At 58.2% G+C, this 15,309-nt stretch carries 15 protein-coding genes; 9 read left to right on the top strand and 6 right to left on the bottom strand.

Annotated features, from left to right (window positions below; translation table 11 throughout):
- Window positions 1-470: 470 nt before the first annotated feature.
- Window positions 471-905, bottom strand: coding sequence for a homoprotocatechuate degradation operon regulator HpaR (gene hpaR, locus ACR0DL_RS08860; protein WP_170349627.1), 435 nt, complete (start codon window positions 903-905; stop codon window positions 471-473).
- 236 nt (window positions 906-1,141) lie between these two features.
- On the opposite strand from hpaR, the gene ACR0DL_RS08855 reads away from it, so the two are divergent.
- Together ACR0DL_RS08855 and ACR0DL_RS08850 are read left to right on the top strand one after the other, a co-directional pair.
- Entirely contained in the window at window positions 1,142-2,554 is a 1,413-nt protein-coding gene (locus ACR0DL_RS08855; RefSeq protein ID WP_480688655.1) for a pyridoxal phosphate-dependent decarboxylase family protein, read from the top strand.
- Between the two features lie 10 nt (window positions 2,555-2,564).
- A complete protein-coding gene (locus tag ACR0DL_RS08850) occupies window positions 2,565-3,335 on the top strand; it encodes an HpcH/HpaI aldolase family protein (protein WP_480688653.1) in 771 nt (256 codons plus the stop codon).
- A gap of 4 nt (window positions 3,336-3,339) precedes the next feature.
- Here ACR0DL_RS08850 and ACR0DL_RS08845 read toward each other — a convergent pair whose 3' ends face one another.
- Window positions 3,340-4,482, bottom strand: coding sequence for a DUF3095 domain-containing protein (locus ACR0DL_RS08845; RefSeq protein ID WP_480688651.1), 1,143 nt, complete (start codon window positions 4,480-4,482; stop codon window positions 3,340-3,342).
- A gap of 142 nt (window positions 4,483-4,624) precedes the next feature.
- Between ACR0DL_RS08845 and ACR0DL_RS08840 the strand changes: the two genes are divergently transcribed.
- The 4 genes from ACR0DL_RS08840 (at window position 4,625) to ACR0DL_RS08825 (ending at window position 9,080) form a co-directional block, all read left to right on the top strand.
- Window positions 4,625-5,797 (top strand): MFS transporter, encoded by a 1,173-nt coding sequence (locus ACR0DL_RS08840; RefSeq protein ID WP_480688649.1) that lies wholly within the window; start codon window positions 4,625-4,627, stop codon window positions 5,795-5,797.
- Between the two features lie 33 nt (window positions 5,798-5,830).
- Window positions 5,831-6,868 carry a glycosyltransferase family 4 protein gene (locus ACR0DL_RS08835; RefSeq protein ID WP_170360965.1) on the top strand — a complete coding sequence of 346 codons (1,038 nt, stop codon included), beginning with the start codon at window positions 5,831-5,833 and terminating at the stop codon, window positions 6,866-6,868.
- Between the two features lie 110 nt (window positions 6,869-6,978).
- Window positions 6,979-8,001 carry an aspartate-semialdehyde dehydrogenase gene (locus tag ACR0DL_RS08830; RefSeq protein WP_170349621.1) on the top strand — a complete coding sequence of 341 codons (1,023 nt, stop codon included), beginning with the start codon at window positions 6,979-6,981 and terminating at the stop codon, window positions 7,999-8,001.
- Window positions 8,002-8,162: 161 nt separating this feature from the next.
- The gene (locus ACR0DL_RS08825; RefSeq protein WP_480688647.1) at window positions 8,163-9,080 is read left to right on the top strand and encodes an endonuclease/exonuclease/phosphatase family protein; all 918 of its coding nucleotides are present in this window, start codon (window positions 8,163-8,165) and stop codon (window positions 9,078-9,080) included.
- Between the two features lie 60 nt (window positions 9,081-9,140).
- Here ACR0DL_RS08825 and ACR0DL_RS08820 read toward each other — a convergent pair whose 3' ends face one another.
- Window positions 9,141-9,677, bottom strand: a complete 537-nt coding sequence (locus ACR0DL_RS08820; RefSeq protein ID WP_425081263.1) for an SRPBCC family protein — start codon at window positions 9,675-9,677, stop codon at window positions 9,141-9,143.
- Window positions 9,678-9,782: 105 nt separating this feature from the next.
- Window positions 9,783-10,433 (bottom strand): carbonic anhydrase, encoded by a 651-nt coding sequence (locus tag ACR0DL_RS08815; protein ID WP_170349618.1) that lies wholly within the window; start codon window positions 10,431-10,433, stop codon window positions 9,783-9,785.
- A gap of 144 nt (window positions 10,434-10,577) precedes the next feature.
- On the opposite strand from ACR0DL_RS08815, the gene ACR0DL_RS08810 reads away from it, so the two are divergent.
- The 3 genes from ACR0DL_RS08810 to ACR0DL_RS08800 all read left to right on the top strand — a co-directional run bounded on the left by ACR0DL_RS08810 (window position 10,578) and on the right by ACR0DL_RS08800 (window position 13,147).
- Window positions 10,578-10,967 carry a hypothetical protein gene (locus ACR0DL_RS08810; RefSeq protein WP_480688868.1) on the top strand — a complete coding sequence of 130 codons (390 nt, stop codon included), beginning with the start codon at window positions 10,578-10,580 and terminating at the stop codon, window positions 10,965-10,967.
- 63 nt (window positions 10,968-11,030) lie between these two features.
- Window positions 11,031-12,413 (top strand): leucyl aminopeptidase family protein, encoded by a 1,383-nt coding sequence (locus ACR0DL_RS08805; protein WP_480688645.1) that lies wholly within the window; start codon window positions 11,031-11,033, stop codon window positions 12,411-12,413.
- The gene (locus ACR0DL_RS08800; RefSeq protein WP_170506329.1) at window positions 12,410-13,147 is read left to right on the top strand and encodes a C40 family peptidase; all 738 of its coding nucleotides are present in this window, start codon (window positions 12,410-12,412) and stop codon (window positions 13,145-13,147) included. Before ACR0DL_RS08805 ends, ACR0DL_RS08800 begins: the two co-directional genes overlap by 4 nt.
- Here the strand turns inward: ACR0DL_RS08800 and ACR0DL_RS08795 are convergent.
- Window positions 13,144-13,494 (bottom strand): DUF2794 domain-containing protein, encoded by a 351-nt coding sequence (locus ACR0DL_RS08795; protein ID WP_170349615.1) that lies wholly within the window; start codon window positions 13,492-13,494, stop codon window positions 13,144-13,146. The two genes, ACR0DL_RS08800 and ACR0DL_RS08795, sit on opposite strands and share 4 nt — an antisense overlap.
- Before the next feature lie 76 nt (window positions 13,495-13,570).
- Entirely contained in the window at window positions 13,571-15,235 is a 1,665-nt protein-coding gene (locus tag ACR0DL_RS08790) for an ABC transporter permease (protein WP_170515520.1), read from the bottom strand.
- Between the last annotated feature and the right edge of the window lie 74 nt (window positions 15,236-15,309).

Below are 15,309 nucleotides of genomic sequence, written 5' to 3'. Positions count from 1 at the left end.
CGACATCGGCTGAATTCACTGCAATTTTACCTGCCAATCGGCAAGCCCTGGCCGACAGCTGTTCACAATCTGGTCGACGGGCTTGGAAAACGCTCAAACAGCTCTAAGTTGAAAGATGGCTGGGTGACGAGCGCTGGCAAATCGGGGTGCCGCGCGCTCTGACCGCCACTCACAGATATGGCGGGGACCCAAGCACCCGCCACGACGTCAAGACACCCCATAGTGTCCCGCATCACGCGGCATTATCGGGTGCGAATATTTCAGAGAACTATGGTCAAAGGCGTTACCCCCAATGTCTTTGGAGCAAAAAGCCGGTTACTTTTTTTGATTGGCGCGTTCTCTGAATTGCGGGCCGGACCGTCGGGAACTATCCGGTGCAACCGGCCTCGGGCCAGGCATATAATCCAGTACACGTCTGGCCGCCCCGTCAGAGATAGCACCTGTCTCTGGCGGGGTTCGTATTTGGGGTGTCACGTTTCCAGTTCGCGCAATTCGTTCAGCAGGTCCAAAAGGGCCTCATGCCGGTCGGGCCCAAGTTTGGTGCGCAAATCCTCGGCCAGATGGATGGTTATCTGAATATTGTCCTGGATAATCTGCTTTCCTTTGGCTGTGATGTCGACGATCTGGCGGCGCTTGTCACAAGGGTGCGCGCTCCGCAGGATCAGGCCTTTGACCTCAAGCTTTTGCAGAATGCGAGTGAGGCTGGGCAACAACAGGCAAGCACGGTCCGCAATATGAGTCGGCTCTTGCGGGCCTTCCTCGTTCAGGACACGCAGCACGCGCCATTGCTGTTCGGTCACACCAACATCCACCAGCATCTTGCGAATGGGTCCCATGACCCGTTCCCGCGCCCGCAGCAACGCAATGGGCAATGAACGTGACGTCAATGGTACATCATTGGTCATACGAAATTCTCGCCGAATTCCGCCGACACTGCAACGGGACAGAGGGTTTTTTCGGCTGTTCTTACCTATTTGGCCATAAATAGACTCTATGCGATGGGATATTTTCACAGAGTTGTCATTTTGTGATGAAGTGAAGGATCGAAAGATCGTTGACCTTCTGCCCGCGTTGTCCATCACTATCAGCAAGACAAAACCAGCCTGGGGGTAACCCCCACCAAACAATGCTGAGGATAGCGATGAAATGGGATGAATTCTCAGACTGGGGCAAGAAAATATCCGAATGGGCACAGGATTATCACCTGACCGTGGGGGACAAACCGGTGCGCGCCCAGACCGAGCCCGGAGAAGTATTCAACGCCCTGCCCGCCCATCCGCCGGAACAGGCGCAGGCGATCGAGGACGTTTTCCGCGATTTCGAAGATATCGTGATGCCTGGTATCACCCATTGGCAGCACCCCCGGTTCTTTGCCTATTTCAACTCGAACGCCTCGGCCCCTTCGGTTCTGGCCGAGTTTCTGGCCAGCGCAATCGCGCCACAATGCATGCTGTGGCAGACCTCGCCCGCCGCAACCGAGATGGAAACGCGGATGATGGACTGGCTGCGGCAGGCGCTGGACCTGCCCGAAGAGTTTGCTGGTGTCATCCAGGATTCTGCTTCGTCGGCAACGCTGGCCGCTGTGCTGACTATGCGGGAAAAAGTGTTGAACTGGCAGGGCAATCGTCAGGGGTTGTTCGGTCAGAAACCGCTTCGTGTCTATTGCTCGGCCGAGGTCCATACATCGGTGGACCGCGCCATCTGGGTTGCGGGAATTGGGCAGGATAATCTAGTACGTGTTCCGATCAAGGGAGATCGGCGCGGGATGGATCCTGCGGCACTGGATGGGGCAATTCAGGCCGATTTAGACTCTGGTTTTCAGCCCGCTGGTGTCATTATGTGTGTTGGTGGCACCGGAACCGGTGCCACTGATCCGATCGACGAATGCTTGAAGGTGGCGCAGAAATACGGGCTTTATACGCATGTGGATGCGGCCTGGGCCGGGTCGGCGATGATCTGTCCGGAATATCGTCATTTTTGGCCCGGCGTGGATCAGGCCGATAGCATCGTCTTCAACCCGCATAAATGGCTGGGTGTGCAATTTGATTGCTGTGCGCATTTCCTGAAAAACCCGGATGACCTGGTGCAGACGTTGGCGATTAGCCCGGAATTCCTGAAGACGCATGGTAAGGACGGGATCATCAACTACTCGGAATGGTCGGTGCCTCTGGGCCGTCGGTTCCGTGCGCTGAAACTGTGGTTCGTTATACGCGCCTATGGGCTTGAGGGGTTGCGTGAGCGGCTGCGCAATCATGTGAACTGGTCCGTCGACCTGCATGACAAGTTGGCGGCCGAGCCGGATTTCCAGATCACCACGCAACCGATGTGGTCGTTGTGGACCTTCCGCTATGCGCCTGAAGGGCACCCCGATCTGGACGCGCTGAACCTGCGGCTGGTTAATGCCATCAACGATGATGGCCGCATTTACCTGACCCAAACCTGTGTTGACGGTGATATGACGATCCGTTTTCAGGCGGGTCAGTTCGAAAGCACTGAAGATGACGTGCGAATGGCCTATGATGTCATCACCGAAATCGCACGCTCACTAACCTAAGGGTTCCACCATGTCTGCACCAAAAAATACTTTCAAACAGGCTCTGATCAACGGAGATCGCCAAATCGGTTGCTGGAGCAGTTTTGCCGAACCCATCGCAACCGAGATCATGGGCACCGCCGGATTCGACTGGCTGGTGATCGACGGTGAACATGCGCCGAATGACATCCGTTCGATACGCGATCAGCTTATGGCGCTGGCCGCCAGCCCCTCGCATCCGGTGGTACGCGTGCCCGTGGGGGAAACGGCGAAGATCAAGATGGTGCTGGACGTGGGGGCGCAGACTATTCTGGTACCGATTGTAGAAAGCGCCAAGCAAGCGCGGGAATTGGTTCGCGCCTGCCGTTATCCACCCGAAGGTGTACGCGGTGTCGGTGCAGGAGCAGCGCGCGCGACTGGCTATGGATCAGTCGCGGATTACATTCAAACGGCAGATGCGCAGATTTGCCTGCTGGTTCAGGTGGAAAACCGCGCCGGGATGGCAGCACTGGACGATATTCTGACGGTTGACGGTATTGATGGTGTGTTCATCGGCCCGGCGGACCTGTCCACCGACATGGGCTATCAAGGCAACAGCGCCGCGCCTGAGGTGCAGGCCACCATCGCCGACGCCATCACCCGTATCAAAGCAGCCGGCAAGGCACCTGGCATTCTGGGCACCAATGATGAGGCAAGCCAGGCCTATATGGACATGGGCGCGCAGTTTCTGGCTGTGGGAATTGATGTGATGCTATTGGCGCAGGCGGCGCGGGCCTTAGCGGCCAAGTGGAAAGCGAAGTGACGCCTTAGCTCTGCATCCCTGCCGCGGCCTGCGCGTAACCGCCCGACGCGCCATCAACGAAATGCACATGATCATCGCGCGTGGCCGAGGGCACGAAACAGGTCATCATCGCCTCATCCTGTGCATGTAGGCCGTAGCGTACCTTGCCCTGCCCGCGCGCTTGTTCCAGCATCACGCGGATCTGCGATAAGGTGGCCGGATCGCAATCCAGCGTCATTTTCAACCCATCATCGAATTTGCGGAAATCGGCATTGCGACTGACCATGTGTTTGTAATGCTCAGGGTCGAACTGACCCAATCGCTTACCGGTCTTGAACAGCAGCGCAATCAGCAGGTTCTGCCCCAAAAGTATGAGTTTCTGCGCAAACAGGTTGCGCCCGGCCCGTGACACACGCGCATCAAGCGCGACATCGGGGGGTGGCCAACTGATTGGTGGGCCGTTTTCTGGCACCGGGTGACCTGCGCGCTCCAACCGATCGGCCGCGGATAGGACGGATTGAGACAGATCGGCAAAATCGCTTTCGGTGGCTTTGGAAGTCGGCTGTACCACGACCGAGACGATCATTCCATGCCGTGCCCTGCTGTTGGACCAGCGACAGGACAGGCCGGTAAGGTCGGGCTGCGCGCCGGGGTCGGCGGGCGGCACTTCGAACTGGCCTTCCTTCATCTGCGCCTCAGCCCAGGCCAGCCCACCCCCCGAGAACATGGCGTAATCCACCCCGTCTGACGGCGCATAGCGTGCCACACGCAGGTCTTTGCCCGCCATGCGGATTTCGGACACAGGCACCAAGGCCCCGCGCAGAGTAATCCCAAACTCCTCGTCCGCCCAGCGCCGAAGCTGGGCCAGGACCGTTCGGCCCGTGTCAACCGCGCTGGCGGGTATGGCAAATCCGGCCCCGTCGCCACCGAAGACATAGGGAAACTCCTGCCCCTTCAACCCGTTGATCATGCCCGAGATCACAGCCGCGCCGACCATATTGACGGTTTTATAACGCCCTTTGGCAATCTCACCGGTGGAATCAACGATATCGGCCACGCCCAGCGCCCAGTCATCCGGCACAGCGGTAAACCGCGCAGGCTGAGCCAGTCGAGTAAAGTCCCGCTGCAGGGGAAGGCTGTCATAAAAGGCGGCCTGGGCGTCTTTCATCTGCACCTCGGGGTGATGGGTAATTAGTTAGATAGACCGAATGTGAACGCTGTCCGGTGAAAACAGTATAGCACACGCGCTTGTGTGACGCATCGTGACGTGCGAAGCATTTCCGCGCAGGCGGGGGTAGAAGGGACGAAAAATGAAGGCAGGTCTGGTGGTCTTGTGCCTGGGCTATGTGCTCAGCCAGTTCTTTCGCGCCTTTCTGGCGGTTCTCAGCGTTGATCTGGGCCGCGATATCGGCGCCACACCCGAGGATCTGGCCTTTGCCTCGGGTCTTTGGTTTCTGATCTTTGCCGCGATGCAATTGCCGGTAGGATGGGCGCTGGATCAAGTCGGGCCGCGCCTGACCTCGGCCGTTCTATTGCTGGTCGGCGGCGCAGGTGGCGCGGCCCTGTTTGCCGTGGCCCAAACGCCGTTTCACATCGCCATCGCCATGGGATTGATCGGGGTCGGATGCTCGCCTGTTTTGATGGCATCTTATTATATCTTCGCGCGGGAATACCCGCCCGCCCGCTTTGCGACATTGGCCGCGGTGATGTTGGGGGTTGGATCGGTCGGCAATCTGGTGGCCTCATACCCCACTGCGCTGGCGGTCGAACTGGTTGGATGGCGCGCAACGATGTGGGTGTTGGCGCTGTTTTCGGGGGCTATCGCACTGGGTATCTGGTTCACCGTGCATGACCCAAAACGGGTCGAGACCGAACACAGAGGGTCCGTGCTGGATCTGCTGAAGGAACCCGCGCTTTGGACGATCCTGCCTTTGATGCTGGTCGCCTATGCACCCTCGGGCGCCACACGAGGGTTGTGGGCCGGGCCGTACTTGAGCGATATATTCAACCTAAGCACCACTCAGATCGGGACGGCGACCCTGATCATGGGCGCGGCGATGATTGCAGGCACCTTTGCCTACGGGCCGCTTGACCGGATGCTAGGCACGCGGAAATGGGTGATTTTCGGCGGCAATGCGTTGGGCACCGTGGCGCTGGTGCTGTTGTGTCTGTGGATCGACAACGCCGTCTGGGTATCAGTGGTTCTGATGGCGGTGATTGGGTTCATGGGGGCCAGCTTTCCGGTGATCATGGCGCATGGCCGCGCTTTCGTTGCACCGCATCTGGTTGGGCGCGGCATGACCTTGCTGAACCTGTTTGGCATCGGCGGTGTGGGGCTGGCCCAATTTATCACCGGACGCATTCACGCGGCCACGGTGGACATAAGCCCGACCGCACCCTACACAGCGATATTCGGCTTTTTCGCAGTCGCGCTTGCTATCGGGTGCGTGATTTATCTATTCAGCCGCGACAGCATAGACTGATCCCGCCTCGGATCATCGGGTATGGAGAGCTCAATGCAGGATATCGAAGTTCTGGCGCCGAACCTGAAACATAGTCTTTCGGGAGTGACCACAACTGTTATCCGGCTGCTGCCCATCCAGGCAAAGATGATCAACATCCGCGCCACGGGCCCAGGGTTGCCAGATAATATTCCGCATATTCCCCTTTGGAAGACTCTGTTTTTGCCCAATCGTGCGCCCATCGTCTGGCATGCGCGTCGCAACACCGAAATGCTGATGGGGCTGTTCCTAAGGTCCGTATTCCGCCGCAACTATAAAATGCTGTTCACGTCGGCCGCACAGCGCGATCATTCGGGATTTACCAAAAAACTGATCTCGAAAATGGATGCGTTGATTGCCACCACACCACAGGCGGCCTCATTCCTGCAACACCCGTCGAAGGTGATCATGCATGGCGTTGATACGCAGATCTTCCACCCGGCCGAGGATAAGGAAGCACTGCGCGCCAAGCTGGGATTGCCCACGGGAACGTTGATCGGGTGTTTCGGGCGTATTCGACCCCAAAAAGGCGTCGATCTGTTGGTTGATGCAGCGATCAAGGTGCTGCCATCCTTTCCCGATGCCAAAATTGTCTTTACCGGCAATGCCACGAAAGAATTCGAAGCCTTCCAGCGTGAACAGGAAACCAAGCTGAAACAGGCCGGGCTGGCCGACCGTGTCCGGTTTCTGGGCGAACGCCCGTGGGAGGAGATCGTCGAAACCTATCGCGCGCTGGATTTGTTCGTCGCCCCTGCCCGCCATGAAGGGTTCGGCCTGACCCCGCTTGAAGCGATGGCATCAGGCGTTCCGGCCATTGCCTGCCATGGCGTTGGCGCCTTTAGTGCGCAGATTCAGGACGGAGTAACCGGTCGTTTAGTAGAAAAAGACAACGTTGATGCGCTGGCCGAGGTTTTGCACGACATGCTGAGCGATCCAGGCAAAATAGCCGCCGCCGGAACCGCCGCCCGCCAGCATATCGAACAGAATTTTCGAATCGAAGGCGAGGCAGAAGAGATCGTCAAGGTATACCGATCCCTGTTAGCGCAAGACTGAGGCCGGAAACGCCTCAAATCGCCGTCATCCTCGGAATAATGGCGCGATTCCTCTTTTTTCTTTGCTGCAACGCGGCTATGAACGCGCGTCCTTAACTTTGGAGACATAAAATGGGCTATCGCGTCGTAGTCGTCGGCGCCACGGGTAACGTGGGCCGCGAAATGCTGAACATCCTGGCGGAACGCCAGTTCCCTGTCGATGAACTTGCCGCCCTGGCAAGCCGTCGTTCGCTGGGAACTGAGGTGACTTTTGGCGACAAGACCCTCACGACCAAAGACCTGGACACATTCGATTTCACCGGCTGGGACATGGCACTGTTTGCCGTGGGGTCCGAGGCCACCAAGGTTTACGCCCCCAAGGCGGCCGCGGCTGGCTGCGTGGTGATCGATAACTCGTCGCTCTATCGCTATGACCCGGAGATTCCGCTGATCGTGCCGGAATGTAACCCGCAGGCGATTCACGACTATAAGAACAAGAACATCATCGCCAACCCCAACTGCTCGACGGCGCAGATGGTTGTCGCGCTGAAACCGCTGCATGATCGCGCCAAGATCAAGCGCGTTGTCGTGTCGACTTATCAGTCGGTTTCGGGTGCCGGTAAAGAAGGGATGGATGAGCTGTGGGATCAGACCAAGGCCATCTACAACCCCACCACCGAGGTTGAACCGAAGAAGTTCCAGAAACAGATCGCCTTCAACGTCATTCCTCAGATCGATGTCTTCATGGAAGACGGCTCGACCAAGGAAGAGTGGAAGATGGTTGTCGAAACCAAAAAGATCGTCGATCCGTCGATCAAGGTTACTGCTACCTGCGTTCGTGTTCCGGTGTTCGTCGGCCATTCCGAGGCGGTGAACATCGAATTCGAAGAATTCCTGGACGAAGACGAAGCCCGCGACATCCTGCGCGAGGCACCGGGCATCATGGTGATCGACAAGCGCGAACCCGGCGGCTACGTCTCGCCGATCGAATGCGCAGGCGATTTTGCCACCTTCATCAGCCGCATCCGCCAGGATTCGACGATCGAAAACGGCCTGAACCTGTGGTGCGTGTCCGACAACCTGCGCAAGGGCGCGGCGCTCAACGCTGTGCAGATTGCCGAACTGCTGGGTCGCGAAGTCCTGAAAAAGGGCTGATAAACATATCGAATGTGCCATGTTGGATGACGTGGCACATTCCACCTCTGCCTGTTGACAAAGACAGGCTGGCTTGTCACCAAAATGACGCGCTTTGACAGCGGGACATGTGACACAGCAAACCACATGCATTGCCCCGCACAAAGCGACAGAGGCAGAGCATGCGAGTTTTGACCAAGCACAGGATTGTACGAAACCTGATCATAGGCTGCGCAAGTATGCTGATGGGTCTGGTCATTATTGGCTTTACAGGCCCCGTCATTGCAGCTGGGGATTCGTTCGCCCTGCTTCGCCCGCTGGCCGGCGTTCTGCTTTTACCATGCGCCGTGATTTTGCTGTGCATGCGCGCGCGCTACGTGGCATTGAGCGCGATAGCCGTCGCTGTCCTCGCGATTGGGTCAATCGCAACCAGTTATGCCGCGCCCTCAGGTGATTGCAATGGCGCTTGCCTGACGTTGTATCAAAAGAACCTCATGAGCCAGGCCTGGCCACGCTATCCCTTGGCCGATGACATAATAGAATCCAACGCCGAGATCGTGACCTTGCAGGAAGTGTCCAGTCACAATCGCAAGTTCATGAAAAACATGTTCGAACATTACCCGGCAAAATCGATCTGTGAATTTCGCCCCGAACAAAACGTCGCCATCCTGACCACATTGCCAATTGTCGAAGGTTCCGAGTTTTGCCTGGAAGGTTATGGGCTTGTCGGGGTGCAGGTTAAAACCCCCGGCGGCGGTCTGGTTTGGGTTGTATCCGTACACCTGAACTGGCCGTTTCCTTACGGCCAATCCAAACAAAGCCAAGTGATTGCTGACCGCATTAAGGAACTCGACGGGCCGGTTCTGATTGCCGGAGATTTCAATATGGTGCCCTGGGGCCAAAGCGTTCAGCGGATCGCAGCGGCAGCAGACAATCAAAGCTTTGGAACTATCTTGAACACTCATAACCTTGGCAGCTGGCAGATACCCTTGCCAATCGACATCCTGTTGTTCCCGAAAGGAACAACGGGAACGGTTGAGCTGCGCCCCTTCATGGGCTCCGACCACCTTGGAAAGCTCGCCAGAATTCGATTTGAATAATCTGCCCGGCCGTTGCGCCGAGCTGCATAGATCAAAAACTGCGGCGCAAAACCTATCGGCTTAGGTCTGCCCTTCGACCAGCGCCTTTAGATTGCTCAGCCCCTGTTCGTAATCGCCGCCGACCCACTTATCCATCATCAAACCCATCCAGCGTGCCATCGGGTTCATCCCAAGATCGGACTCAAATCCCCAAGTTACCTGCGTCTGATCGCCTTCGGGCGCCAGCTCAAACGACGCCGATGCCGTGCCCATCGGACCAAAATCCAGCGCGGTTCTGACGGTCTGATCCGGAACACTTTCGATGATTTCCTGCGTGCCGCTGCCGACCTGTGGATGCTCGGAACTCCAGCTCAGGGTATTGCCCACCCCAGCTTCGGGTCCGCTATAGGACAGTTGCGTTTCCGGGTCCCGCGCCAGCCAGGGAGACCATTTCTCGGTCTCTTGCATGGAATTCACATAAGGATAGATGGCGCTGGCCGGGGCATCGATGGTGATGCTGCGCGACACGATCGCCTTGCCGGGCAGCAGGTATGAGACACCGATCAATAGCAAAACAAGACAGATTAGAAAAAGGAAAATACGTTTGATGACTCGCATATCGCGCCTCTGACCCAAACCTGGATCAGGCCACTATACCAAAAAAGGGCGCAGAATCAGAGACCTGATCCTCCGCCCACTATTTGCGCAACATTTCAGCGCCGCTTAGACGACGACGAATTTCTTTTCCTGCGGATCATAGCTTTGCAGCCCGCCTTCGCCGATATCGGTCCACAACCCATGCAGGCTGAGCGAACCATCCTGCACCGCAGAGGACACGAAGGGAAAGGTCATCAAATTCTCAAGCGAGGCCACAACCGCCTGCCGTTCAAACTGACGCGCCTGTTCAACGCTGTCCTCGACATCGGCGACCAAGTCGTATTTCGGTTTGAGGATATCCATCCAGCGGCCCACAAAGCTTTCTTTGGCTTCCAGTTGCGGGGCCTGCCCCTTGCACATGTCGATACAGCCCTGCACACCACCGCATTGCGAATGGCCCAGCACGATCAGATGCGCCACTTTCAGGGCGGTGACCGCATATTCAATCGCCGCACTGGTGCCGTGATGATCACCATCCGGTGCATAGGGGGGCACCAGGTTGGCAATGTTGCGGTGAATAAAGAACTCACCCTGATCGGCCCCGAAGATCGAAGTGACATGGACGCGGCTGTCACAACATGAAATCACCATCGCCCGTGGACGTTGTCCTTCAGTGGCCAGACGGCGATACCAGACTTGATTTTCAGAATATGTGGTGGCTTTCCAGCCGTGATACCGCTTGACCAAATAGTTCGGCAAAGGTTTGGCGTGATCCATTTGAAAGTCCCTGATTTGTTCGCTGGGGGCTGCTCTACCCCGAATTCGAAGAAAATTCGAGCGATTATCCCCCGCGAATGCAAGGTTTTGCAAAGGAATTCGCGGTCAAAGTCGGTCCATGCCGTGGGGGCGCAAAATATTGGGGTGAATGTGGTGGATAAGATACTCACGCTTGAACACAAGGAAACCGTTCGTCTGGATCAGGACCGGCTGAATGGATTGTACCGGCAATTGGGCGACAAGAACGCACTGGACGTATTGTGCCGCACGGTCGAGGAACTGGCCGTGCGCCTGTCGAACTGCGAACGGTTCTGGCGGCAACGCGATTGGGCCGGGTTGCGCAAATGCGCGCGGTCGCTGGTGGCGATCGCCGAACAGATTGGCATGGTCGCATTGGCCCGCGTCGCCGGAGATGTGGCGCAGTCCGTGGATGCAGTGGATGCCGTTGCCACCGGCGCCACCCTGTCGCGGCTGATCCGGGTCGGTGAAAACTCGCTGACGGTGATCTGGGATCAGCAGGACCTTTCGGTCTGACGGGGCTTGCGGACGGGCCGTGGGCGGCTAGGCTGGGCGCAAATCGAACAAGCCGAGATTTCCATGACCCTGTCCTTCGCTTCCTCTTCTGATCCATCGCTTCCGCTGCATGTCATCGCACAACCCGATCTGGAAGGTTGGCTGAGCGATCAGCCAGACCATATTGCAACCTGGGTCAGGGCCAGCGGGTTCACCGGTGCGCTGGGTCAGGCAGTGCTGATTCCCGGACCGGAAGGCAAACCCGAATTTGCGCTGGGGGGATATGGCAAAGCAACAGGCCGGGTGCGCAAGCGCTTTCCGCTGGCCGCCGTGGCCGAAACCCTGCCAGAAGGCGCCTATCACATTGCTTCTGGCGTCCCATCCGAGGTGTTAGCGACCGAATGTCTGGGCTGGTTGCTGACCGGCTATGCGTTCAACCGCTATGCCAAGCAATCTCCGGCCAACGCCCGGCTGATCGCGCCCGAGGGCGTCGACGCCACGTTGATCGAAGTTTTGGCCCAAGCCGAGGCCCTGACCCGCGATTTGGTCAACACACCCACCGCAGATATGGGTCCGGATCAATTGCAAGCTGCTGCCGAGGTGCTGGCGCAGGAATTCGAGGCGTCGTGCGACGTGATCCGCGGCGCGGCGCTGTTGGATCAGAACTTTCCGATGATCCACGCCGTTGGCCGGGCATCCGCGCAGGACCCCCGGCTGATCGAGATAAACTGGGGCAGTGTCGGCCCCAAGCTGACATTGGTCGGCAAAGGTGTGTGTTTTGATACCGGTGGGTTGAACCTGAAACCCGGCAACTCGATGGGCTTGATGAAGAAGGACATGGGCGGATCGGCCAATGTGCTGGGCCTGGCCCGGATGATCATGGCGTTGAACCTTCCGCTGCAACTGCGGGTGTTGATCCCAGCGGTTGAGAATTCGGTGGCCGGAGACGCCTTTCGCCCCGGCGATATCCTGACCTCGCGCAAGGGCCTGACGGTTGAGATCAACAATACCGACGCCGAGGGGCGGCTGGTACTGGCCGATGCGCTGACGCTGGCAGATGAGGGGGAGCCGGATCTGGTAATCTCGATGGCCACGCTGACGGGTGCCGCGCGGGTGGCCGTTGGCCCCGATCTTGCGCCGTTTTACACCGATGACGACAGTGCTGCCGATGCTTTGGCACAAGCAGGCAGGCAGGCCGCTGATCCGGTTTGGCGGATGCCGTTCCATGAACCCTATGAGGCAATGATCGAACCCGGCATCGCCGATCTGGACAATGCGCCTCCGGGTGGGTTTGCAGGCTCGATCACCGCCGCGCTGTTCCTGCGTCGGTTTGTGGGCAATAGTCGTTACATGCATTTCGACATCTACTCGTGGCAGCCCAGCAAGGTCCCGGGCCGCAGCAAAGGCGGCCTCGGTCAAGGCCCCCGCGCCATATTGACCGCCCTACCCGAGATTCTGGGCTTATGACCCAACAGCGCATCATAACACCCGTCGCTGACCTGTTGCGCCGCCCGGATGGTCCGCGGGACCGGCAGCTTTTATTCGGTGACACCGTCACCGTCCTTGAAACGCAACAGGGTTGGGGCCGGATCACCGCCGACAAGGACGGTTACCCGGGCTGGGTAAACCTGGATCATTTGGGGGTACCGGTGCCTGATACGCATTGGGTCACGGCGCCTGCGACCCACGCCTATGCGCAGCCGGATATGAAAAGCCCCGACCGGATCTCGTTGAGTTTCGGCAGCAGGGTTCAGGTTCTTTCGGAAAATGGCCGATTTCTGGAAACTGAGCTGGGATTCATCCCCGCCGTTCATGCCAAGCGCAACGCCATCCACCTGACCGATCCGGTTTCCGTGGCCGAACTGTTTCTGGGCACACCCTATCTTTGGGGCGGCAACAGCCGGTTCGGATTGGATTGCTCGGGTCTGGTGCAGGCTGGGCTATTGGCCTGCGGCACGCCTTGTCCCGGCGATAGCGGCGATCAAGAGCGTGAATTGGGCGAGGCCCTGCCCGCTGGGACGGAACCGAAACGCGGCGATCTGCTGTTTTGGAAGGGTCACGTCGCCTGGGTCTATGGCGACAACATGCTGCTGCATGCCAATGCCTATCACATGGATGTGACGTTCGAGCCGATGGATCAGGCTATCACGCGTATTCTGGAACAGGGTGATGGGCCAGTGACCGCCCACAAACGGCTCTAATCAAGGTCGACCGAGCGAATCAGCTTGCGTTCCAACACCCTTAGAACCGTGCGCAAATCCTGGCCGCGTTTCAGGATGCGGCCATCCATGCCAACCACCGAATACATCCCCTGCCTTTGCCGCAGACGTGGATGTTTCTCGACCCGGTAAATCGGATGTTCTGCCGTTCGCCGAAAGATGGAAAACACCGCCATGTCGCGCAGGTTGGAAATTCCGTAATCGCGCCATTCTCCGGCGGCGACCATCCTGCCATAGACGGATAGAATATGGGACATCTCGTGCCGGTTAAACGCGACGGGCATCTGGGCCGAGTTTGCAGAAAACCGGCTGGGAGGCTGCATGTTCATACCCCAAGCCTTGCCGGAAATTGCGTTTGAATCAAGCCCAAGCACAACAGGATGTGATTTTTTGGTTCGCCCTGTGCTAGCGCCGCCCGACCTGACGGCAGATCAGAATCACCGGCAACAGCCCAACCGCAAGGATCACCAGCGAGGGCACGGCGGCACCCTCCAACCGCTCATCCGAGGCCAGCCGATACGCCTGTACCGCCAGCGTATCAAAGTTGAAAGGCCGCATGATCAGGGTGGCGGGAAGCTCTTTCATCACGTCGACGAAGACGATCAGCAGCGCCGTCAGCAGCGAGGGTGTCAGGATCGGCAAATGCACCCGTCTCAGCGTTCCCAACGGGGTCTGGCCCAGCGACCGTGCAGCGGCGTCCATGTTGACATGCACCGTGCTTTGCCCACCCTCATAAGCGCTGAGCGCAGCGGCCAGAAAGCGCACCATATAAGCCGCGATCAGCAACCAGATTGACCCGGTAACCAGCAGTCCGGTCGAGATATCGAAAGTTTCGCGCATCCAAGCATCCAATGCGTTGTCGAAACTGGCAAATGGCACCAAAAGGCCCACCGCGATTACACCGCCCGGCACTGCATAACCCAGCCGCGCGACATAACCTGCCGTGGCTGACCCTTTGCCCGGGCGCAGCCGCTGAAAGAACCCGATGCAGATCGCCGCAAAAACGGTGACGACGGCGGCCGTACCTGCCAGCGTTAACGAGTTCTGGATAAACCCGATATAGCGCCGCGACAGCAGGTTCTGTTCCGATTCAAGCCCCATCTGCACGAGAATGAACACCGGCAGCAAAAAACCCAACAGCACCGGAATGGCACACAGCGTGAACCCCGCAACTGCAAACCAACCTTTAATCTGCTGTGCTGGCAGTGGGGCGTGGCTTTTACCTGCCTGGTAATATTTTGCCTTGCCCCGCCGAGTGCGTTCGATCACTGCCAGTAGCAATGCGAAGCCCAGCAAGCACATGGCCAGCTGCGCGGCGGCAGCGCGGTCTCCGATCGAAAACCAGCTGGTATAGATACCGGTGGCAAAGGTCTGAACGCCGAAATAAGCCACGGTGCCAAAATCGGCGATGGTCTCCATGATCGCCAGCAGGACCCCGCCGGCAATTGCCGGGCGCGCCATTGGCAAGGACACATGCCAGAACGCCAGCCAAGGGCTTTTTCCCAACGCCCGCGCGGCCAGAAAAGCGGTCGAGCTTTGCTGTAGAAAGGCGGCGCGGGCCAGCAAATAGACATAAGGATACAGAACCAGGATCAGCATCACCGCCGCACCCCCGGTCGAACGGATCTCGGGGAACCAATAATCGCGCGGGCCCCAGCCAGTCACCTCGCGCAGGGTCGTCTGAACAATGCCGGGATGATCAAGAATGAACGTATAGGCATAGGCCAGAACATAGGCCGGAAAGGCCAGTGGCAAGACCAGTGCGATCTCAAGAAAGCGAACACCGGGAAAGCGGGTCATCGTCACCAGCCAGGCCGCGCCCACACCGATGGACAAGGTGCCGATGGCGACCAGAACCACCAAAATCAACGTCGTCAGCGCATAGCCGGGCAGAACCGTATCCAGCAGGTGTGAGATCGTTTCCGTCCCACCCGTCACTGCCGCAAGCACAACCGCAATCATCGGCAGCAGACAGGCTGCTGCCACCAGATAGGCCACCACGGCCACCAACCGGGTGCCAAACACGCCCCGATTGCGCGTTCCGTGTTCTGAGTATTCGATTTCAGCCATGCTTCCGGTGTTACAGGCAAAGAGGCGCAGGTTTCGCCTTTAATCGACTAAAATGCTAAGAAACACCAGTAGGC

The organism is Ruegeria sp. BB5, from assembly GCF_056539405.1.
This window is presented reverse-complemented; position numbering and strand designations above follow the sequence as displayed.